Source organism: Bradyrhizobium sp. AZCC 1719, from assembly GCF_036924525.1.
Classification (GTDB): domain Bacteria; phylum Pseudomonadota; class Alphaproteobacteria; order Rhizobiales; family Xanthobacteraceae; genus Bradyrhizobium.
This window is the reverse complement of sequence record NZ_JAZHRU010000001.1, coordinates 2,128,196-2,149,589: the sequence shown is the minus strand read 5'-3', so window position 1 is coordinate 2,149,589 and position 21,394 is coordinate 2,128,196. Positions and strand designations below refer to the sequence as shown.

Sequence of the window (21,394 nt, the reverse complement as noted above, 5' to 3'; positions counted from 1 at the left end):
GGCAGACGTGCTCATGCGGCAAAAATAGCGCACTCGTCCAGTGAGGATCGCCGGACGCCCCGGGGCGCATTGACTCGGACTTTGACAAACTTCTACCATAGTTCCCGACGGTTCCCGTTTGGGGATCAAAAGGGAATGCGGTGCGGGGAAATCCCCCAATTCCGCGGCTGCCCCCGCAACTGTAAGCGGCGAATCCTTCGTCATGAGCCACTGGGCATCTCGGTCCTGGGAAGGCGACGATGGGTAACGACCCGCGAGCCAGGAGACCTGCCGTCAGCCGTGGTCACACGCGAAGATGTCGGTCGGGGAGTACAGACATTAGCTTCACCTGAGCTGCTCAAAGCACATGGTGAGACTTGGTTCGCTGTGACGTGCCACTGACGTCATACCGAGGTCCAAGTCATGTCTTTCACCAACACAGCCACGCGGCGGCGCGTCTGGCTTGCTTCCAGCTTTCTCATACCGATCGTATCGCTCGGCATTTCCGGCGCAGAGGCGCAGACGCCGGCGTCCGAACAATTGCCGCCGATCGAGGTCACCTCGCCCGGAGACCAGAACAGGACGCGCGCCAAACCGACCTACGATGAACCATCGACCTCGCGCCGCGTCGTGCCGGCGGCTGCGCCATCGAGCGGCACGAGACCCGCAGCGGGGACCGGCTCGAACGTCCCATCGCAAAGCGTTTCGCAAGGTGTGGGCGGAGCTGGCGGCCGGCAATTCTCCGGCATCGTCGGAACATCTTCGACCGTGATCACGGCTGAGGACATCGCGCACTCGCCGGCGCAAACCGTGCAGGAGATCATCGCGCAAACCCCGGGCGTGCAACTGACCAACCTGTACGGCGGCGTGAACGGCGCCGGGACCACGGTCGACGTCCGCGGGTTCGGCGCGTTCGCCACCAACAACACGCTTGTTCTCATCAACGGCCGCCGGCTCAACGACATCGACAAGGCCGGCGTCGATCTTTCAACTATCCCGCTTCAGTCAATTGAACGCATCGAGATCACCAGGGGCAACAGCGGCGCAGTGCTTTACGGCGACAACGCAATCGGCGGCGTCGTCAATATCGTCACCAAGACCGGCGTCGGCGGTCCGCCGGTCTCGATCCGCGGCGAAGCCGGAGTTGGGTCCTTCAACCAGCGTATGGCCTCTGTTTCGACTGCGTTGAACTCGGGCCCATGGTCAGCCTCGTTCTATGGCAACGGCGTCAAGTCCGATGGATACCGGGTGAACAACGCGCTCGATCAGCGCAACGGCATCGGCAACATCAACTACACCACCCCTGGCCTCACCGCATTCCTGACCTTATCGGGCGACGATCAAAAGCTGGGCCTCCCCGGCGGCCGCTTCGTTCAGCCTTCCATCGGACTCGACGAACTGGCCACTGACCGCAGAGGCACCGGCACGCCCTTCGATTATGCCAACAAGCAGGGCGCCAGCGCCACGGCCGGCTTCACCAAATCGCTTTGGAACGGCGCGGAACTCATCGTCGACGGCGGCGTGCGGGAAAAAAAGCAGCAATTAGGATTCTTTGGCACGAACCCGGGCTCCAGTTTCGCATCCACTTACGTCGATGCGAATTTGCTGACCTGGTCGATAACGCCGCGGCTGAGCGTCAAGAATACGATATTCGGAATTCCGTCGTCGATTCTGACCGGAATCGATTATTACGATGCCACCTTCCACCAAGATCGCGGCGCATTCAAAGGCCTCACGCCGTTTCACAGGTACGATCTGGCGCAGCAGACGCTGGCCGGCTACTGGCAGCAATCAATCGGCCTGTTGCCGACGACCGACTTCTCCTATGGCGTTCGAGTCCAAAACACCGACTTGACCGCGCGCGACCGCTTCGATGGGACCGCCCCGTTTGCGTTCGGCACCGGGGCGATTCCGCTCGACAGCAACGAAACGCAATATGCGCTGCATGTCGGTCTCGAGCATCGCTTCAACAACGTCTTCACCGTGTTCGGCCGTGCCGCACGCGCATTCCGCACTCCTGACGTCGACGAGCGTGTGTCCTCCGGCCCTTCGTTCGATCCTTTCACATTCGCCGCGATTCCGGGCGAATTCAAACTGAAGACCCAGACCTCGCATGACATCGAGGGCGGCTTCCGTATCAAGTCCGGCGGCTTCCAGATGCAATCGAGCATCTACAACATGGACCTCGAGAACGAGATCCATTTCAATCCTGTGCTGTTCTTCAACGTCAACCTCGATCCGACCCGCCGCTACGGCTCGGAGACCAGCGCTTCGCTGCGTGTCAGCGACAGCGTGCTGCTGCGGGGCGGCGTGGCCTACACCCGCGCCATGTTTCGCGAGGGACCGTTTGCCGGCAACGACGTCCCGCTGGTCTCGCGCTACACCGCGAGCGGCGGCGTGACCTGGAACATCTGGCAGAACTATCTGGTGCTGGACGCTACCGTGCGGGCCTGGAGCGAACGCATCATGGACAATGACCAGGCCAACACCCAGCGCCGCATTCCGGCGGACGCCACCGTCGATTTGAAACTGAGCGGCGCCTACGACCGCTTCTTCTGGTCTGTCGGCGTGAATAATCTGTTCAACGCGCTCTATTACGACTACGCGATCGCAAGCTCGTTCACGCCGGGCCGCTTCGCGGCCTATCCACTCCCCGGCCGCACCTTCATGGTGAAGGCCGGCGCGACGTTCTGACCGACATTAGAGCGTTTTCAAGCGAAGTGGACGCCGGTTCGCGTCGAGAAAACGCGTCAAAACAAGAATCTAGAGCCCGGTTCTGATTCAATCAGAACCGAGAAGGCTCTAGCCGGTTCGGCTTGCTGCCGGACCGGCTCGACCTGCCGTGTTCCCCGCCAACCCTTCATATCAAGGCAGATTCTGTCAGAAACTGCGCCATTTTCGACCGAAAATAACATCCTCTGCGCGCCGATCCGTGGTAAATGGGCCACAGACCGCTCGACGATATCAGTCGTGATTTCAGAGGTATGACATGAATGATGAGCCGAAGAGCGCCGCCGAGCTGAAAGAAATGAGGCTCAACCGCAAGCGCGCCCAGGAAGTCGACGGCATCAAGGCGATGGCCGAGATCGCGGCTGCCGATATCGCGATCCGCCAGCGAACCGAGAAGCTGCGCGCGCTGCGTCTGGCAAAGGAAGCGGCCGACCGTGCAAATCCGCCGGAATCGAAGGTCAAGGGCAAGACCAGAGCCAGGATTGCGAAAAGAGGCTGACTTGAAATGACGAAAGAGGATCGCGATCGCGCCCAGGCGCGCTTCGACAAGGCTGCCAAGGCGGCTCAGGACGCAAAGTCCGGCAAGGCCGAACGCGACGCAGCGGCGAAAGCCGTGCTCGACAATATGGCGAAGCTGAAGGCATTGCGGCTCGCGCGCGAAGCAGCCGAGCCGAAACGTGCGCCCGCCACAAAGGCCGCAAAGAAGGCGCGCAGCAGCACAAAGCGGCCCGACGAGAAGCCGGTGGCCCTGTCCGAGTGGCTGGCGAGCCAGCAGAACGGCGGACGACGAACCTGAGATCGGCCGATCGAGCTCAAAGATCCGGCGTTACGCCGGCCCCGGCCAATCGATCATCGAGCGCGTCTTGTTCTCGGCATCGTAAACCTGCACCTGAAGCATCTGGAAGCGGTTCTTCAACGCCATGCCCGCTTCCTCGGCCGCCTCGACCGTATCGTGATGCGACTTGAAATGGCCATCCACGACCAGCGAGTAACCGGTGCTCGGCGCCTTGTCGGCGCGGAGGATCTTGCGCTGTTGCGGTTCATCGAGCGCAATGCGGGGCTTCTTCATACTGGCTCCATGTAATGCCCTTCGAGCTGAAGCCGCAAAAAGGGCGGGAAGAATCGTTTAACTGGCGCTAGGATGCCTTCCGGGCGCGACTAGATTGAGGTCATGCCGTTACCCTGAGTCGGCATGCAGCGCAAACGCCGATTGATCCGGCGAAGAAGCATCACTTTGGTGAAATCATATGGGCGGAACAGGCAGGAAGAACAGCGAGCCTCCGAAACAAGGCGATGCCAAACCGAAGAAGCCGCCGCCCCCGCCGGTTGAGGAGGAGGAGGACCACGAGGACGGCGACATCGCTACGCCGAAGCGGGACCGTTATGGTCCTGATGATGAGCCGTTGTAGCCTCATAAAAGTTGTCATCGCCCGCGAAGCCCGTAGTGTGGGCAAAGCGCAGCGTGCCCACCATTCAAGACGAGATCGCGGTGCAAAGGGTGGGCACGGCGCGAAGGGCGCCTTTGCCCAACCTACGGTTCACTTCGCTGGCGATGACGAGCGGTGTTGGTGGAAGCCTTCGCTTTCAATCACCCGAATACTCGTTGCATCGAGCAGATGCGCGCCAAAACCGCCGAGCGCTAGTTTGATCGCCAGCTTCGGCGAAACCAGCAGCACGGCTGCCGTCACCGCCAACGGCACGGCGCTGATCCAGTCCGATTGCACCGGAGTGAGTTCTTCGCTACTGCCGGCATACGGCCCGCGCGCCGCAGCGAGATGCAAGCATTCCCTGAGAATGGCGGGCCGCGTTCCGCCGCGCGCCGCACATCCGAGCAACGCCTGCATCGCCAGGTGCGTGAGCACGCCCTCGCGGCTTGCAAGCAACGGAACCGGCGTCTCGCCCAGTGAGATCAGAAGCAAAAGTCCGACGAGATCGACGCCGGAACGATAGGCATTCATCGGCTCGACCAGCCGCGGATTGCAATCGATCAGCAATGGCGCGGTATCGACGTCCGGCATGATGTAATCGACCGACAGCGCGCCGTGCCAATCGAGCGCCCGGCCGATCTGCTCGACGTAAGCGCGAACGACCGGCCGGCTCACGCTCTGCTTGATCGCCTCGCCGCCGCCGATGCCGGCGGCGATCTGCCGATAGGCATGAAAGCCGAGCATCCGGCCGCGGCAGAATACCGATTGCGCTTTCTCGGTGGTGCCTGCGACGAGGTCTTGCACCAGCACCTCACCGGCGAATGCATCGCCGCCGCCGAGATCGTGCAGCGCGCGCATCAGGTCGTCCGCGCTGCGCACGAACCAGATGCCGCGGCTGGCGGTGCCGACAGAGGCTTTGACGACGGCCGGCAAGCGAACCGCATCGCGCACCCCTTGCGCGGATTGCACGATGCGCGTCGGCGGCTGCGGCAATCCCAACCGATCGAGCAGCCGGCTGAAGCCGGCCTTGCTATGCGCTTGCCGATAGCTCTCGAAGTCCGGCAGCGCGAGACCGGCGCGGCCTTCGATGCGCTGCGCAACCCGCGCAAACAAAAATCCCTGCTCATGCGTCGGCAGCAGCACGTCGAATTTTTCGCCGGCCAGTCGCTGCTCGACAAAGGTCAGGTAACCGGCGGGATCGTCCCGCAGCCCAGGGCAGCGGTGAAATTTGCGAACGAAGCGCGAGAACCGCGACAGGCACCAGGGTGAGGGATCGCAGACCTCGACGTGATGGCCCGAAAGACCGAGAATCGTAATGGCCTCGCGGGCCGAGGTCGAGGAACCTTCGGAGACCAGTACCCGGAGCGGTTTTGCGGGATCAGGCATGCCGGATCATTGCCCCGTGGGCCGCCTTTGTCTCGCAATTTAATGGCGGCATTTCGTGCGCCCTGCCCTGCGCCGGGGCTGCCATGCAACGGCATTTATGGACAAATAGCGGCCTGCCTATATTTTCGGCCCCGCCCAGCCGGGCCCAAAGTTACACAGGATTTTTGAGCTGACATGGTCGATATTCTGGCCGCACCGCAACAAGCCAAAGCGGACACGTCGCTGCGCACGCTCGCGGCGATTTCGGTCGCCCATTGGGTCAGCCATTTCCATCTGTTTGTGTTGCCGATGCTGTTTCCGTTCCTGAAGGAGCAGTTGGGCGTCGGCTACATTGAGCTCGGCTTCGCGCTCACGGTGTTCGGCGTCGTCTCCGGCCTGACGCAGGCCCCGATCGGCTATCTCGCCGACCACATTGGCGCGCGAAAAGTGCTGCTTATCGGCCTCTCCGTCGGCGGCCTCGCGCTGATCATGCTCGGCCTGCACCTGAGCTACGTCTCGCTGATCCTCTCGGCCGCGCTGCTTGGCCTTGCCAACAGCGTTTATCACCCCTGCGACTATGCGATCCTGTCGACACATATGGATGAAGCGCGGATGGGCCGGGCGTTTTCGGTCCATACCTTTGCGGGTTTCCTTGGCGGTGCGGTGGCGCCCACGATCATGCTCATGCTGGTGACAGCCGTCGGCGGGCTTGGCGCGCTGATCGTGGCCGGCGCGGTGGGACCAGTGGCGGCGCTGCTATTGATCGCGGTCAGAATTCCCGATGCCAGTTCGGCCGATCGCAAGACCGATGACCCTGCAGCGCCGCAGCAGAGCATCGTGACGCCTGCGATCATCGTGCTGACGATCTTCTTCATGCTGCTCGGCCTGTCCAGTGCTGGCATCAGCAATTTCGGAGTCGTTGCGCTGATGAGCGGCTATGGCGTGACGATCTCGGCCGCCAACGTCGCGCTGACCGCCTATCTCGGCGCCAGCGCGGCCGGCGTGCTCGCCGGCGGCTATCTCGCCGACCGCACCAAGCGGCATGGCAATGTCGCCGCTGCGTGCTTTGCCATCAACGCCATCATCATTACAATCATTGCGACGATCAATTTGCCGTCGGTGGTGCTGACCGCTGCGATGGGGCTGGCCGGATTCCTCGGCGGCGTCATCGCCCCCTCGCGCGACATGCTGGTGCGCAACGCGGCTCCTGCGGGCGCCGCGGGCCGCGCCTTCGGCATCGTCTCCACCGGTTTCAATTTCAGCGGCATACTCTCCCCGTTATTGTTCGGCTGGATCATGGACCAGAGCCTGCCGCATTGGGTGTTCGGCGCCTCTGTCGCCTTCATGGTGCTGACGGTGCTGCTGGCGCTGGTGACCGACCGCAAGCCTGCGGTCCCGAAGCCGCTGTAATGCATTCCTGAGCGTCATCCCCGCCGGTTGACAGCATCCGATGAGGTCGGATGATGCGGCAACAAAATCAAAAAGCGGGATGGAAGCCATGACCTCGACCCCCGACCTCGTGATCCGCGGCGGCACCGTTGCCGATGGCAAGGGTGGCGACTTGTTCGAAGCCGACGTGGCGATTGCAGGCGGCCGCATCACCGAAGTCGGCAAGGTCGCCGCGAAGGGCAAGGAGGAAATCGACGCCCGCGACAAGCTGGTCACGCCGGGCTTCGTCGACGTCCACACCCATTATGACGGCCAGGTCACCTGGAGCCAGGACATCACGCCCTCCTCGCAGAACGGCGTCACCACAGCGATCATGGGAAATTGCGGCGTCGGTTTTGCGCCGTGCCGTCCGGCCGACCATGTCCGACTGATTCAATTGATGGAAGGCGTCGAGGATATTCCCGAGCCGGTGCTGAGCGCCGGCATTCCGTGGGCGTGGGAAAGCTTTCCGGATTACATGGAGTGGCTGTCGAAAAGAAGCTTCGACATGGACGTCGGCGCGCAACTGCCGCACGCGGCCTTGCGCGTTTATGTGATGGGCGAGCGCGGCGCGCGCCGCGATCCGTCGACGCCGGAGGATAACAAGGCGATGGCGGCACTGGCGGGCGATGCCGTGCGGGCAGGCGCGCTCGGCTTCTCGACCTCGCGCACGCTCAACCACCGCACCTCGACCGGCGATTTTACGCCGACGCTGAAGGCAGGCGAGGACGAACTGACCGCGATCGCGGCGGCGATGCATTCGCAGGGCCGCAGCGTCCTGCAATTCGTGCTCGATCTCTCCACCATCGACGAAGACCTGCCGATGATGCTGCGGGTCGCCGAGAACACCAAAATCCCGGTGTCGTTCTCGATCACCCAGAACGACAAGGCGCCGCAGCGCTGGCGCCAGACGCTCGACACCATCAGGGAGGCCTCGGTGCGCGGCCTGTCGATTACGGCGCAGATCGCCGCCCGCCCGGTCGGACTGATGCTCGGACTCGAACTGTCGCGCAATCCGTTCCAGACTCACCCGAGTTATCAGGCGATCGCGCATCTGCCGCTCGCCGAGCGGCTCGCCCGCCTGCGCCAGCCCGAAGTGCGCAAGGCAATCCTGAGCGAGCACGCCACCGCGACCGACGATCCGCTGTTCTTCCGGCCGAACTACGACAAGATGTACCTGCTTGGAAACCCACCGGACTACGAACAGCCGCCGGAAAATGCGTTGGGCGCACAGGCGAAGCGCCAGGGCAAACAGCCGGAAGAACTCGCCTATGATGCGATGCTGACGGATGACGGCCGCGGCATGCTCTACGTGCCGTTCCTCAATTATGCCGACGGCAACCTCGATGCTATCAGGGAGATGCTGCGCGATCCCAATGCCGTGCCGGGGCTCTCCGACGGCGGCGCGCATTGCGGGATCATCTGCGACGCCAGTTTTCCGACCTATCTCCTGACGCACTGGACGCGCGACCGCAGCCGCGGCGAAAAACTGTCGATCCCGTTCGTCGTCGCCGCGCAATCGCGCAAGACCGCGCTCTCGGTCGGCCTCTACGACCGTGGCTTGATCGCGCCCGGCTTCAAGGCCGACGTCAACGTGATCGATTACGACCGACTGCATCTGCATCCGCCAAAAGTGCACTACGACCTGCCGGTCGGCGGCCGCCGCCTGATGCAGCAGGTCGACGGCTACGACGCCACCATCGTCTCCGGCGTGGTGACGCAGCGCGCCGGCAAAGCCACCGGCGCGCGCCCGGGCAAACTGGTGCGTGGCACGCAGGGAAGCAAGCCGCAGTTCGACGCGGCGGCGAGTTAGGTCAGCGGCGCCGCCTATACTCGATGTCGTCCCTGCGAACGCAGGGACTATGGATGATTGTTACTGCTTCACGCGAATTTCGGTTGTGCCGCGGCTTGCGCCATCAGCCTTGCGCGCTCGCTGTTCGGCCAGAGCAGCAGCAGCCCTAGGGCACCCGACCCCGCCATGATCACGGCGTTGATGGTGAAGCCGGTCATGTAGCCGTCGAGCGGCACCGCCGCATTCTGAATCACGGCGCCCATCACGAACGGCGCGATCATTCCCGCCAGCGTATAGATCGCGCCATAGATCGCGATCACGGCGCCGCGCTGTTTCACCGGTGTGAACTCACCGAGCATCGGCGGACAGACCACGTAGATCGAGCCGCAGAGCCCGGAGCCGACGACGAGGAACGCGATCTGCCATCCAGCGCCGTGGACATAGGGCAGCACCGCGAGGATCAGCCCGCCGACGATCAGCGGCACAGAACCGAGCACACCCCGAGCGCCGCGCGTCGTGTAGCCGCGCGTCAGCATCACCTGCGAAACCCAGCCCGTCAGCAGCACGATAGCCGCGCCGAACACCCAGGGCAAAACCGAAATCCAGCCTGCATCTTGTTGCGAGAAGCCAAGCCCCTTGACGATGAATGGCGTGAACCAGGTGAGGCCGAGCGACAGCGCCCAATAGGCGCCGAAGGTCGCGGCGCAGCAGCCGATGAAGGTTCGCGAGGTCAGAAGCTGGAAATATGGAACGTGCGGATCGGTTGATGCCGTTGTAACGGTGTGAACCAGCGGCCCTTCCTTGCCCATGACCAGCCACGCCGTAGCCCACATCAGGCCGACGATGCCGAGCGCGCCGAACGCATAGTGCCAGCTATGATTGACGATGATCCAGTTCAGTGCGGGCACCGCGAGGATCACTCCGAACGCCGAGCCCTGCGAAAGGATCGCGGTGGGTAGCGTCCGCTTTTCGTCAGGAAACCACTTGTAGACCGCGTGCGCCGCTACCGCGAACGCAGGCCCCTCCCCGGCACCAAGGATGATGCGGCAGATCACGAGCGTCGTAAAACCGACCGTGCCGACCATCGGAAACTGCGCCACCGACCAGATCACCGCCATCGCGAGCAGCACCCAGCGGGTATCGATGCGGTTGACGATGAAGCCGACGACGATGGCCGAGATGGAAAACAGGAAAAAGAACGAGGAGCCGAGAAAACCGAACTGTTCTGGCGAGAGCTTCAGCTCATCCATGATCGGGGCGCCGGCGAGCCCGACGACGATCTTGTCGGCAAAGTTCACCAGCATGAACAGAAACAGCAGGAAGGTGATTTTCCAGGCGCCCTTGGGCGTACCCTTGGGCGTCGCTTGCGCGGTCATGGCTGCTTTCCCCGTTTATCTTTGCTGGCTCTGTAGGATCGGCCAGTTCCAATGCTACAAGGCGGCTTGCGGGCAAGGCAACCGCGATTTTCGCAAATGCCCGCCGTGCAACTGCCGGCTGGTGCGACAGGCGCACGCCACAACCGGATCAAGATCACGGCGCGACGCGATTGAGGCCGTGATCGGGGACGCGTGCCCTGATATGTTGCATGCCATCGTGTCGGGGGATTTTCATGGTCAGATCGGTCCATCATCGCGCATGACTAAATACAATCCCAGTGCGACCGGCCCCGTGCTGCACGTGGCCGGCCTGACCAAGAGCTATCGCACCGCCGGCGAGGAGGTCGCGGTGCTGCGCGGCGTGAACCTGACGGTCGCTGCCGGTGAGAGCGTCGCACTCACCGGTGAGTCCGGCAGCGGCAAGAGCACGCTCTTGCACCTGATCGCCGGGCTCGATGCGGCCGACGGCGGCGAGATCACGCTGGCAGATGCGCAGGTCTCCGAACTCACGGATGCCGGCCGGGCGGAAATGCGCCGCGACCGGCTCGGCCTGGTGTTTCAGCAATTCAACCTGGTCCCAAGCCTCACGGTGGAAGACAACCTCGTTTTCCAGGCTCGCATCGCCGGCCGTCACGATGCGGCCTGGCACCACGAACTGGTGGAGCGGCTCGGGCTCGGCCGCTTCCTGAAGCGCTATCCCGAGCAATTGTCCGGCGGTCAGCAACAACGCGTCGCGATCGGCCGGGCATTGGCGGTCAAGCCGCTATTGCTGCTCGCGGACGAGCCGACCGGCAATCTCGACGAGGACACGGCGGACGAAGTGCTGGCGCTGGCGCGCGACCTGGTGACGCGCAGCGGCTGCGGTTTTCTGTTGGTGACGCACAGCGCGCGGCTCGCCGCAACGCTCGACCGCCAGGTCAACCTCCATGCCGGGGTGATCGCGTGAAACGCGCATTGTGGACGCTGGCCGTGCTGCTGAGCCATTGGCGGCGGCACCCGATGCAGTTGACGACCCTGCTGATCGGGTTGATCTCGGCGACTGCGCTGTGGAGCGGCGTGCAGGCGCTCAATCAGCAGGCGCGCACCTCCTACGATCGTGCTGCCGCTATGTTTGGCGGCACGCGGACCGCCATGCTGGTCGCCCGCAACGGCGTAAGCTTCCCGCAACAACTTTTTGTCGAATTGCGCCGCGCCGGCTGGCCGGTCTCGCCGGTGCTGGAAGGTCGCATCCAGATCGAGGGACGGTCGTTCCGGCTGCTCGGCATCGAGCCCGTTACGCTGCCCGCCGAAGTCGGCAACGCGCCGACGATCGGCAAAGCCAGCCTGCAATCCTTCATGACCCCGCCGGGCGAGATGCTGGTGGCGCCGGAAACGCTTTCCGACCTCAAGCTCGCGGAGGGCGCCCGCCCGCAAGGCGATGGCGGCGCCCCGCTGCCGCCGCTTCGCGTGCAGCCGAACCTGGTGCCCGGCGTGCTGGTCGTCGACATCGGCGTTGCGCAGAACCTCCTGAAGATGCCGGACCAGCTTTCGCGGCTCCTGATCGGCAAGACGACAGGGAGGCACGCGCCGCTCGAAAGCGTCGCGGGCGACAAGCTTCGGCTGGTCGAAGCCGATGCGGAAACCGACCTCGAACGCCTCACCGACAGTTTTCACCTGAACCTCACCGCGTTCGGGTTGCTGTCGTTCTTTGTCGGCCTGTTCATCGTCAATTCGGCGATCGGGCTCGCCTTCGAGCAGCGGCTGCCGACCTTACGCACCTTGCGCGCCTGCGGTGTCTCGGCGCGGATGATGAACGCCGTGCTGGTGCTTGAGCTGGTGTCGCTGGCGCTGGCCGCGGGGCTGATCGGACTCGTGTGCGGTTACTTCATCGCCGGTGCGCTGCTGCCTGACGTCGCCGCATCGCTGCGCGGGCTCTATGGCGCGCAGATTCCGGGATATCTGACGCTCAAGCCGCAATGGTGGATCGCGGGCATCGCCATCAGCATTTTGGGCGCGCTCGCAGCGGCCGCCGCCAGCCTCACCAAGGCGCTGCGGCTGCCGTTGCTCGCCACCGCCCAGCCCTTCGCCTGGCAACAGGCGCAGCGGCGCTGGCTGACTTACCAGAGCGCGCTGGCGCTCATGGCGTTCGCAGCGGCCGGCGGCTTTTTGTGGTTTGGCGATTCCCTGATTTCGGGCTTTGCCGTGCTCGCCGCGTTGATGCTCGGCGCAGCGCTGATCCTGCCGATGTTTCTGGAAATCGTGCTGTCGCTTGGCCAGCGCTATGCACGCGCCCCGCTCGGAATCTGGTTCTGGGCCGATAGCCGCCAGCAATTGTCGGGATTGTCGCTCGCTTTGATGGCGCTGTTGCTCGCGTTGGCGGTGAATGTCGGCGTCTCCACCATGGTCGAGAGTTTTTCCCGCACGTTTCTGGTCTGGCTGGACGGGCGGCTGGCGGCAGAAATTTATGTCAACGCCGCCAACGACGCGCAGGCACACGAGATCAAGGCGTGGCTGCGCGAACGCCCCGAGGTCGAGGCGATCCTGCCCGGCGGCCGCGCCGATACGCAACTCGCGGGCGCGCCGCTCGAGGTGCTGGGCCTGCCCGATCACGCCACCTATCGCGACAACTGGCCGCTATTGCAATCGATTGAGGATGTCTGGGTCAAGCTTCGCCCCGGCGATACTGCGCTCGTCAGCGAACAACTGGCGCGACGGCTGCACCTCTCCCTCGGCGAGCGCATCGAGGTGCCCACGTCGGGCGGAAACTGGACGCTCAACGTGGTCGGCATCTACGCCGACTACGGCAACCCCAAGAGCCAGATCGCGGTGAACTTCGCCGCGCTGACGCGGCGCTTTCCGGAAATCCCGCTGACGCGCATGGGACTGCGGGTCGCCCCGCCAAAGATCCCGGCGTTGATCTCGGCCCTGCAGGAAAAGTTCGGCCTCGACGATCGCAACGTCGCCGACCAGGCGAGGATGAAGGCGGAATCGACGCGGATCTTCAACCGCACTTTCTCGGTCACGGCGGCGCTGAACGCCTTCACGCTCGGCGTCGCCGGCGTGGCGCTGTTGACGAGCCTCTTGACGCTTGCCAACTCCCGCCTGCCGCAACTGGCCCCATTATGGGCGATCGGCGTTACGCGGCGGCGGCTCGCGGCGATCGAGCTGTTGAAGACGACCTCGGTGGCGTTGATCACCACCATCTTTGCGCTTCCGCTGGGTTTGCTGGTCGCGTGGTGCCTGCTCGCGATCGTCAACGTCAAGGCGTTCGGTTGGCGGTTGCCGTTTCATGTCTTTCCGATGCAATTGCTCTGGCTCACCGGCGTCGCGATGGCGGCGGCGGTTGCGGCTTCCGCGCTCCCCGTCATCAGGCTGGCGCGCATGCAGCCGACCAGCCTGATCAGGATCTTTGCCAATGAACGGTAGCGGTCTCATTACCCGCCGCGGTTTCATTGGCGGCACACTCTTAGCCGGATTCGGCGGCGAGGCGCTCGCGCAGGGCTTTGCCGGGCTTGGCGAAAGCGCGGATGGATTTGCACCGGTGGTGCCGGGCAGGACATTTGCTTTTCCCGCCGACCACGGACCGCACCCGGAATTCCGCATCGAGTGGTGGTATGTGACGGCCAATCTCACTGACGTACGCGGAGCGGCCTACGGCGCCCAATGGACGCTGTTTCGCCAGGCGATCACGCCAGGCGGGCCGCAGCAGGGCTGGGCCAACCAGCAGATATGGATGGGCCATGCCGCCGTCACGCGCGAAGATGCCCATCGCTTCAGCCAGACGTTCGCGCGCGGCGGTGTCGGCCAAGCCGGCGTCGAAGCCAACCCGTTTCACGCCTGGATCGATGCCTGGGAGATGCGCGCCCTCGATTCCGTGAATGACGACAATATCGCACCGCTGGAACTGAAAGCATCGGGCGCCGACTTCAGCTACACGCTGCGGCTTGACGCGGATCGGCCGCTGGTGCTGCAGGGCGAAGGCGGCTACAGCCGCAAATCGCTGCGCGAACAGGCCTCCTATTACTACAGCCAGCCGCATTATGCGGCGACGGGCATCCTTACCATTGACGACAGGCCGATCGACGTCAGCGGCATGGCCTGGCTCGATCGCGAGTGGAGCAGCCAGCCGCTGGCCGCGGATCAAAGCGGATGGGACTGGCTCTCGCTGCATTTCAACGCCGGCGACAAATTGATGCTGTACCGGATGCGCCAGACCGACGGCCAGCATTATGGCTCGGGCAAATGGATCGCGCCCGACGGCACGGCCGAGCAACTCGCCTCCGCGGATATCGCCATGACGCCGCTCGCGTTCACCGAGATCGGGGCGCGAAAAATTCCGACCGCATGGCGCATCGAGGTTCCGAGCAAGGCGCTCAAGATCGAGTGCACGCCGCTCAATCCTCGGAGCTGGATGGGCACGAGCTTCCCCTATTGGGAAGGCCCGATTCGCTTCGCAGGCAGCCACACACGGGGGTGGGCTATCTGGAAATGACGGGCTATTAAGCCCGCGCACGAAACAGGGGAGTCTCAGCGATGTATCATCTCACCGCGCTCGTCAGCTTGCTGGCGATCCTGGTCTACTTCTATTCGTCCGTTCGTGTGGCACAGGCGCGCGGCAAATTCGGCGTCAAGCTGCCGGCGATCTCGGGCAATGAAGATTTCGAGCGCGTGTTTCGCGCGCAGATGAACACGCTGGAATGGCTGCCGATGTTTTTGCCGGCGCTATGGCTGTTCGCGATCTATATCAGCGACGGCATCGCCGCTGCGTTGGGGCTGGTCTGGGTGATAGGCCGCATTCTCTACATATTTGGCTACGCGAAGTCGGTCCCACAACGCAGCCCCGGCTTTGCGACTCAGGCGCTGGCGACGATTGCGCTGTGGCTCGGCGCATTCGGCGCGATCGTGTGGCGGCTGGTGCAGGGGTGAGGCGTGAAGGATACCATCCGGCGCTCCCCGGATGCTGCGCAGCGCGCCAGCGGTGCGCTGCTGGTCCGGGGTCCATGCCAGCCAGGGTGGGCCCCGGCTCTGCGGTGCACCGTCGAAGAGACGCTGCACCGCGTCCGGGGCACGCTAGTTGGAATCACTTCACCAGCGGGCAGCCGGAATCCTTTGCCGCCGGGAACGCCTTGTCGCCCGGCACCACGGCGAGCTGCTTGTAGTAATCCCACGGCTTCTTCGATTCAGATGGTTTCTTGACCTCGAACAGATAGAGGTCGTGCACCATGCGGCCGTTCTCCAGCACCTTGCCGCCTTGCGCAAAATCGTCATCGACCGGAAGCTCCTTCAGCTTCTTCGCCACCGCCTCGGTGTCCTTGGTGCCCGCGGCCTTGACTGCCTTGAGGTATTGCAGCGTCGCCGAATAGGTGCCGGCCTGGATCATGTTCGGCATGCGGCCGGTGCGCTTGAAGAAGCGTTCCGCGAGATTGCGGCTCTTGGCGTCGCGGTCCCAGTAGTAGCCTTCGGTCAGCACCAGGCCCTGGGCGGCGTCGAGGCCGAGGCCGTGCACTTCGGCCAGCGTCAGCAACAGGCCGGCGAGCTTCTGGCCGCTCTTGACGATGCCGAATTCCGCCGCCTGCTTGATCGAGTTGGTGGTGTCGAGGCCGGCATTGGCGAGGCCGATGATCTTGGCTTTCGAACTCTGCGCCTGCAGCAGGAAGGAAGAGAAGTCCGACGAGTTCAGGGGGATGCGGACCGCGCCGAGCACCTTGCCGCCCTTCGCCCTGACGAAATCGCCGGTGTCTTTTTCCAGCGCATGGCCGAAGGTGTAGTCGGCGGTCATGAAGAACCAGCTATCGCCGCCGGATTCCACCAGCGCGCCGCCGGTGCCGTAGGCGAGTGCGTGGGTGTCGTAGGCCCAGTGGAAGCCGTAAGGCTGGCAGGCATCGCCGGTGAGGCGCGAGGTCGCAGCACCCACGACGATGTCGATCTTCTTCATCTGCCTGGAGAGATCGTGAATCGCGAGCGCAACCGAAGAGGTCGTCAGCTCCGTGATCATGTCGACACCCTCGACCTCATACCAGCGCCGCGCGATCGCGGTGGCGAGATCCGGCTTGTTTTGATGGTCGGCGGAAACGATTTCGATCTTGTGGCCGAGCACCTCGCCGCCAAAGTCCTCGATCGCCATCTTGGCCGCCTCGAACGACCACTTGCCGCCGTAATCGGCGTAGACCCCGGATTGGTCGTTCAGAATGCCGATCTTGACGCCCTGCGCCGACGCCGGCGCGGCGAGCAAAAGACCAACTGCCGCAACGGCGGCAAACAATCCCGACTTCATTTTTTTCTCCCGGAACTTTTGTCAGAGGAACCTGGCAACACTATTCAATAACCCCACGAGTGCCCATGCATTTCAGATCAGCCAAAAGTATTGGGGAACTTGCGAAGCTGGACGCGCCAGACATCCTCCGTCATTCCGGGGCGCGCAAGGCGCGAACCCGGAATCCATTGGCCCGCATAACCTGTGGTGAGATGGATTCTCAGATGTGCAATTGCACATCATAGTTCGCGCTTCGCGCGCCCCGGAATGACGACGGTGGTGAATGGACTTGCCGCACTCACACCGCCGCCGGCTTCTTACCCTTGCCTTCGGCGAGGTTGCGCACGATAACGTAGAAGATCGGCGTGAACACCAGGCCGAACAGCGTGACGCCAATCATGCCGAAGAACACGGCGACGCCCACCGCCTGCCGCATCTCCGAGCCCGAGCCCGACGAGATCACCAGCGGCAGCACGCCGAGGATGAACGCGAACGACGTCATCAAGATCGGCCGCAACCGCAGCCGGCAGGCTTCGATCACCGCCTCCAGCCGCGCCTTGCCCTCGAGCTCGATGTCGCGCGCGAACTCGACGATGAGAATGGCGTTCTTGGCCGCCAGCCCGACCAGCACGACGAAGCCGATCTGGGTCAGGATGTTGACGTCCTGCCCCATGAGCCGCACGCCGACGGTGGCGGCGAGCAGGCACATCGGCACGATCAGGATGACTGCAAACGGCAGGCTCCACGAGCCATATTGCGCCGCCAGCACCAGATACACGAACAGCACGCAGATCGGAAACACGAGGAGGCCGGCCTGGCCGCCGGTGACCTGCTGATAGGACAGATCGGTCCATTCGAACGAGAAGCCGCTCGGCAACGTTTCCTCGGCCAGCTTCTTCATGGTCTCGATTGCGGTCGCCGAACTGGTCCCGGGCAACGTATCGCCCTGCAGTTCGGATGCGGGATAGAGATTGTAGCGCGCGACGCGGTCGGGACCGGAGATGTCGCTGAAGCTCACAACGCTGCCGAGCATCACCATGTCGCCGGCGGCATTGCGGGTGCGCAGGCGTGAGAGATCGGACGTCTCCTTGCGGAACGGCAGGTCGGCCTGCGCCGTGACGCGGTAGGTGCGGCCGAACAGGTTGAAGTCGTTGATATAGGACGAGCCGAAATAGGTCTGGATCGTATCGTTGATATTGGCGATCGGCACGCCGAGCTTCTGCGCCTTGACGCGGTCGATGTCGACGAACAGTTGCGGCGTGTTGGCGGCAAAGGTGGAGAACACCTGGGTCAGTCCGGGTGCCTTGCGCGCGGCACCAATCAATTCGTCGGTCGTGGCCGCGAGCATTTCCGAGCCACGGCCCTGGCGGTCCTGGATCCGCATGGTGAAGCCGCCGCCGGTGCCTATGCCGGGCACCGCGGGCGGCGGAATCACGATGATGAACGCACCCTGGATGCTTGCCAGCCGCTTGCGCAATTCGTTCGCAATCGAGGCGGACGAAAGTCCCTTCTTCGCCCTGGCCGCCGGGTCGTCAAACACTGGAAACAGTGCCGCGGCGTTGCTCGCCTGCGTCCGGGTCGCGCCGGAGAAGCCAGCGAAGGCGGGCGCGCGAACGACGCCCGGCGTATCGAGTGCGATCTTTTCGATCTCCCTGACCACTTCGGTCGTTCGCGCCAGCGAGGCGGCGCCCGGCAATTGCACGGAGACGATGACGTAGCCACGGTCCTGCGCCGGGATAAAGCCTTGCGGCGTCGTCATCAACAGCCATCCGGCGCCGCCGATCAGCGCCGCGTACACCAGCAACATCACCACCGAATGCCGGATCACGAAATCGGCGGTGCTGGCATAGCCATGTGCCAGCCGGTCGAAGCCGCGATTGAACATGCCGGTAAAGGCGCCCCAGCCGCGGGCGATGAAATTCCAGCGTGCCGGCGGCCTCTTGTCTTCGTGCGGCTGCAGAATCAACGAGGCCAGCGCCGGCGACAGCGTCAGCGAACAGAAGCAGGAAATCGCGGTCGCCACCGCAATGGTGACGGCGAACTGCTGGAAGAACTGCCCGGAGATGCCGCCAAGGAACGCGGTCGGCACGAACACGGCGCACAGAACCAGCGCGATCGACACCAGCGCGCTGCCGACCTCCTGCATGGTACGGAGCGCGGCGTCGCGCCGGCTCATGCCATGTTCGAGATGACGCTCGACGTTTTCGACCACCACGATCGCGTCGTCGACCACGATGCCGACCGCCAGCACAAGGCCGAACAGCGTCAGATTGTTGATCGAAAATCCCAGTGCCGCCATCACCGCAAAGGTGCCGACCAGCGAAACCGGAATCGCGATAATCGGGATGATCGCCGGCCGCCAGCCCTGCAAAAATACCAGCACCACGATCACGACCAGCGCCATCGCCTCGTAGATCGTCTTGATCAGCTCGCTGACGGACTGCGCGATGAATTCGGTCGGGTTGTAGCCGATGTTGTAGTCGAGCCCCTTCGGGAAGCTCGCCTTCAGTTTCTCCATCGTCTTGGAAATATTCTCGGCGGTCGCCAGCGCATTCGAGCCCGGCCGCTGCGTCACCAGCATGGCGACAGCGGATTTGCGCAGCAGAAAGCTGTTGGTCGAATAGGCCAAAGCACCGAGTTCGATCCGCGCGACATCGCGCAGCTTGACCGTGCGCCCGTCGGCACCGGCCTTGACCACGATCTCCTCGAATTGTTTCGGGTCTTTCAGCCGGCCGGTAAAGGTGAGATTCGGCGAAAAAGCGCGGTCGCCGATCGGCGGCTCCGCGATCTGGCCGCCCGCGATCTGCACGTTTTGCGAGCGGATCGCCGCCACCACCTCGCCCGCCGTCAGGCCGAGCGTAGAGATCTTGTCGGGGTCGAGCCACAGCCGCATCGAATAGTCGCGCGCGCCGAAGATCTGAATGTCGCCGACGCCGTCGAGCCGGAGCAACTCGTCGCGGACCTGCAACAGCGCGTAGTTGGAGATGTAGAGCTGGTCGAACGTGTCGTCCGGCGACAGCATGAACACGACCATCAGGATGTCGGGGCTGTTCTTGCGGGTAATGACGCCGTTGCGCTGCACCTCTTCGGGCAACCGCGGCTGCGCGATCGCGACGCGGTTCTGCACCAGCACCTGGGCCTTGTCGAGATCGGTGCCGAGCTTGAAGGTGACCGTGATCGTCAACTGCCCGTTCGAGGTGGCCTGGCTGTAGAGATACAGCATGTCCTCGACGCCGTTGATCTCCTGCTCGATCGGAGCGGCGACGGTGTCAGACACGGTTTGTGCGGAGGCGCCGGGATATTGCGTGGTGACCGTCACCGTCGGCGGCACCACTTGCGGATACTCGGAGACCGGCAGCGTGGTGTAGGCGATCGCGCCGACGATCAGAAGCACGATCGACAACACCATCGCCAGGATGGGCTGGTTGATGGAGAGGCGGCCGAGATTCATGTCTTGGCACCGGCCGGCTTGATGTCGCCCGGCTGTGGGCTGACCTTTGCCCCCACCCGCGCCCGTTGCAGGCCGTCGATAATGACGCGGTCTTCTGGCTTCAGGCCCTCACGGATCACGCGCAGGCCTTCGTCGAGCGGTCCGAGCGTCACCGGCTTCGCCTCGACCGTATTGTCGTCCTTGACGACAAAAACGATCTTGCGCGACTGGTCGGTCGCGACAGCCGTGTCCGGCAGCAGCAGCGCCTCATAAGGGCCGCTGCCGACGATCCGGACGCGGCCGAACTGCCCGGGCAGGATCGAGAGATCCTTGTTCGGGATCACGGCGCGGCTGCGCAACGTACCCGTCGAGACGTCCAGGCGGTTGTCGAGGAAATCCATCTTGCCCTCATGCGAGGGCTTGGTTTCGCCAGTCAGCGTCACCTGGACCGGGTTCGGCGTGTCGCGCGAACTCGGCCGCCTGCCTTCGAACCAGAGCCGGCTGTTTCGTAAGTAAGTCGCCTCGTCGACATCGAAATAGATGTAGATCGGGTCGAGCGAGACGATCGAGGTGAGCAGCGTCGCGCCGCCCTCGGAGCCCTGCACGAGATTGCCAGGCGTCACGAGATGGCGGCTGACGCGGCCGGTGATTGGCGCCATCACATGGGTGAACTCGATGTTGAGCTTGGCGGCCTTGAGTGCGCCTTCGGCCTGCATCTCCGCGGCGCGCGCCGCCTGCAGGGTCTGGCGGCGCTGGTCCACGACGGAATCGGACACCGCCTGGGTTTGATTTAATGTCAGCGCGCGGTCGAGTTCGCGCTTGGCGAGCTCCGCTCTCGCGCGCGCATCGGACAACTGCCCGTCGGCCTGTTCGGCGACCGCCTCGAACGGACGCGCGTCGATCACGTACAGCAGATCGCCTGAGCGCACGATCGCGCCGTCGCGGAATTCGACGCTGGTCACGAACCCGCCGACGCGGGCGCGAACCTGGACCTCCTGGATTGCCTCGAAGCGGCCGGTGAATTCGTCCCAATCGGTGACGGTACGTTTCACCGGCTGAGAGACCGTGACCGATGGCGCCGCCGCAGCCGGCTGTTGCGGCGGCTTGTCGCCACAGGCAGATAGCGCAAGCGCGAGCAATGGGGGCAACCATTTGAGACCGCGAAGCGAATGACCATCACGGCTTGTCGCAGGCGGACGTTTCAATGGCTCAGTCGTGCTCAATCCCATCTCCCCTGCATTCTCAACATCTCTGATTGATGGAAAAAGCTTGCCGTGGAACTTAGTGGCGGAGGCCACAGATGTGATCGGTTCCCAGTCTCGTCAAGAACCGGCTGGGATCAAGCACAATCGTTATGCAGGTGTAGTCAACGCTCTTCGCAACGCTGATTTTCGCGTTTTCGCACTGCGATGAAAGCGGAACCGTTGCGACGCATGGTCCAGCTAATCGCCGCCTGATGACGAAAACGTGACATCGGGCAAAGACGTCTCGCACGCCCCGCCCTCGAGGCTAGCGAAGCTCGCTCTCGAAAGTGTCCACGATGTCTCCGAACACCCGTCCACCATGTCTCCGGTCTGAACACGCAGCAAGGGGGGAGCGAGCCGACCGCTTGCGGGGCGAGACTGTCCGCACGCA

The 21,394-nt window shown here is 63.6% G+C and carries 14 protein-coding genes, 1 pseudogene and 1 riboswitch; of the genes and pseudogenes, 9 read left to right on the top strand and 6 right to left on the bottom strand.

All coding sequences use genetic code 11. The features are described 5' to 3' along the window. Positions 1 to 91: 91 nt before the first annotated feature. Positions 92 to 289: riboswitch (cobalamin riboswitch) on the top strand. A 113-nt stretch (positions 290 to 402) separates the two neighbouring features. The 3 genes from V1292_RS10160 to V1292_RS10150 all read left to right on the top strand — a co-directional run bounded on the left by V1292_RS10160 (position 403) and on the right by V1292_RS10150 (position 3,505). Then, positions 403 to 2,673, top strand: a complete 2,271-nt coding sequence (locus V1292_RS10160; protein WP_334372223.1) for a TonB-dependent receptor — start codon at positions 403 to 405, stop codon at positions 2,671 to 2,673. A gap of 295 nt (positions 2,674 to 2,968) precedes the next feature. Next, the gene (locus V1292_RS10155) at positions 2,969 to 3,208 is read left to right on the top strand and encodes a hypothetical protein (RefSeq protein WP_334372222.1); all 240 of its coding nucleotides are present in this window, start codon (positions 2,969 to 2,971) and stop codon (positions 3,206 to 3,208) included. 6 nt (positions 3,209 to 3,214) lie between these two features. Continuing rightward, positions 3,215 to 3,505 carry a hypothetical protein gene (locus V1292_RS10150; RefSeq protein WP_334372220.1) on the top strand — a complete coding sequence of 97 codons (291 nt, stop codon included), beginning with the start codon at positions 3,215 to 3,217 and terminating at the stop codon, positions 3,503 to 3,505. A 30-nt stretch (positions 3,506 to 3,535) separates the two neighbouring features. On the opposite strand, the gene V1292_RS10145 is transcribed toward V1292_RS10150, so the two are convergent. Next, positions 3,536 to 3,778, bottom strand: coding sequence for a hypothetical protein (locus tag V1292_RS10145; RefSeq protein ID WP_065731995.1), 243 nt, complete (start codon positions 3,776 to 3,778; stop codon positions 3,536 to 3,538). A gap of 469 nt (positions 3,779 to 4,247) precedes the next feature. Then, positions 4,248 to 5,522, bottom strand: coding sequence for a hypothetical protein (locus V1292_RS10140; RefSeq protein WP_334372218.1), 1,275 nt, complete (start codon positions 5,520 to 5,522; stop codon positions 4,248 to 4,250). A 174-nt stretch (positions 5,523 to 5,696) separates the two neighbouring features. Here V1292_RS10140 and V1292_RS10135 point away from each other — a divergent pair, with 174 nt between their 5' ends. Together V1292_RS10135 and V1292_RS10130 are read left to right on the top strand one after the other, a co-directional pair. After that, positions 5,697 to 6,911 (top strand): MFS transporter, encoded by a 1,215-nt coding sequence (locus tag V1292_RS10135; protein WP_334372217.1) that lies wholly within the window; start codon positions 5,697 to 5,699, stop codon positions 6,909 to 6,911. 88 nt (positions 6,912 to 6,999) lie between these two features. After that, positions 7,000 to 8,742 (top strand): N-acyl-D-amino-acid deacylase family protein, encoded by a 1,743-nt coding sequence (locus tag V1292_RS10130; protein WP_334372216.1) that lies wholly within the window; start codon positions 7,000 to 7,002, stop codon positions 8,740 to 8,742. Between the two features lie 68 nt (positions 8,743 to 8,810). Here V1292_RS10130 and V1292_RS10125 read toward each other — a convergent pair whose 3' ends face one another. Then, positions 8,811 to 10,097: an MFS transporter gene (locus V1292_RS10125; RefSeq protein WP_334372215.1), complete on the bottom strand. Its 1,287-nt coding sequence runs from the start codon at positions 10,095 to 10,097 to the stop codon at positions 8,811 to 8,813. Between the two features lie 259 nt (positions 10,098 to 10,356). Between V1292_RS10125 and V1292_RS10120 the strand changes: the two genes are divergently transcribed. From V1292_RS10120 to V1292_RS10105, 4 genes and pseudogenes are all read left to right on the top strand, one after another. Further along, positions 10,357 to 11,043: an ABC transporter ATP-binding protein gene (locus V1292_RS10120; protein WP_334372214.1), complete on the top strand. Its 687-nt coding sequence runs from the start codon at positions 10,357 to 10,359 to the stop codon at positions 11,041 to 11,043. Further along, on the top strand, positions 11,040 to 13,502 hold the full coding sequence (locus tag V1292_RS10115) for an ABC transporter permease (RefSeq protein WP_334372213.1): 2,463 nt from the start codon (positions 11,040 to 11,042) through the stop codon (positions 13,500 to 13,502). Before V1292_RS10120 ends, V1292_RS10115 begins: the two co-directional genes overlap by 4 nt. After that, positions 13,492 to 14,579, top strand: a pseudogene (locus V1292_RS10110) (lipocalin-like domain-containing protein). The gene V1292_RS10115 and the pseudogene V1292_RS10110 overlap by 11 nt, the downstream one beginning before the upstream one ends. Before the next feature lie 30 nt (positions 14,580 to 14,609). Further along, positions 14,610 to 15,002 carry an MAPEG family protein gene (locus V1292_RS10105; protein ID WP_334372212.1) on the top strand — a complete coding sequence of 131 codons (393 nt, stop codon included), beginning with the start codon at positions 14,610 to 14,612 and terminating at the stop codon, positions 15,000 to 15,002. Positions 15,003 to 15,156: 154 nt separating this feature from the next. Here V1292_RS10105 and V1292_RS10100 read toward each other — a convergent pair whose 3' ends face one another. The 3 genes from V1292_RS10100 to V1292_RS10090 form a co-directional block, all read right to left on the bottom strand. After that, a complete protein-coding gene (locus V1292_RS10100) occupies positions 15,157 to 16,350 on the bottom strand; it encodes an ABC transporter substrate-binding protein (protein WP_334372209.1) in 1,194 nt (397 codons plus the stop codon). Between the two features lie 277 nt (positions 16,351 to 16,627). Next, positions 16,628 to 19,780: an efflux RND transporter permease subunit gene (locus V1292_RS10095; protein ID WP_334372208.1), complete on the bottom strand. Its 3,153-nt coding sequence runs from the start codon at positions 19,778 to 19,780 to the stop codon at positions 16,628 to 16,630. Beyond that, a complete protein-coding gene (locus tag V1292_RS10090; protein WP_442895510.1) occupies positions 19,777 to 20,988 on the bottom strand; it encodes an efflux RND transporter periplasmic adaptor subunit in 1,212 nt (403 codons plus the stop codon). Before V1292_RS10090 ends, V1292_RS10095 begins: the two co-directional genes overlap by 4 nt. Positions 20,989 to 21,394: the final 406 nt, after the last annotated feature.

Coding starts and splice junctions, on each gene's coding strand:
- V1292_RS10150 (WP_334372220.1), top strand. CDS start 3,215: ATGACGAAAGAGGATCGCGATCGCGCCCAGGCGCGCTTCGACAAGGCT.
- V1292_RS10140 (WP_334372218.1), bottom strand. CDS start 5,522: ATGCCTGATCCCGCAAAACCGCTCCGGGTACTGGTCTCCGAAGGTTCC.
- V1292_RS10120 (WP_334372214.1), top strand. CDS start 10,357: ATGACTAAATACAATCCCAGTGCGACCGGCCCCGTGCTGCACGTGGCC.
- V1292_RS10135 (WP_334372217.1), top strand. CDS start 5,697: ATGGTCGATATTCTGGCCGCACCGCAACAAGCCAAAGCGGACACGTCG.
- V1292_RS10130 (WP_334372216.1), top strand. CDS start 7,000: ATGACCTCGACCCCCGACCTCGTGATCCGCGGCGGCACCGTTGCCGAT.
- V1292_RS10160 (WP_334372223.1), top strand. CDS start 403: ATGTCTTTCACCAACACAGCCACGCGGCGGCGCGTCTGGCTTGCTTCC.
- V1292_RS10155 (WP_334372222.1), top strand. CDS start 2,969: ATGAATGATGAGCCGAAGAGCGCCGCCGAGCTGAAAGAAATGAGGCTC.
- V1292_RS10090 (WP_442895510.1), bottom strand. CDS start 20,988: ATGGGATTGAGCACGACTGAGCCATTGAAACGTCCGCCTGCGACAAGC.
- V1292_RS10100 (WP_334372209.1), bottom strand. CDS start 16,350: ATGAAGTCGGGATTGTTTGCCGCCGTTGCGGCAGTTGGTCTTTTGCTC.
- V1292_RS10105 (WP_334372212.1), top strand. CDS start 14,610: ATGTATCATCTCACCGCGCTCGTCAGCTTGCTGGCGATCCTGGTCTAC.
- V1292_RS10125 (WP_334372215.1), bottom strand. CDS start 10,097: ATGACCGCGCAAGCGACGCCCAAGGGTACGCCCAAGGGCGCCTGGAAA.
- V1292_RS10095 (WP_334372208.1), bottom strand. CDS start 19,780: ATGAATCTCGGCCGCCTCTCCATCAACCAGCCCATCCTGGCGATGGTG.
- V1292_RS10145 (WP_065731995.1), bottom strand. CDS start 3,778: ATGAAGAAGCCCCGCATTGCGCTCGATGAACCGCAACAGCGCAAGATC.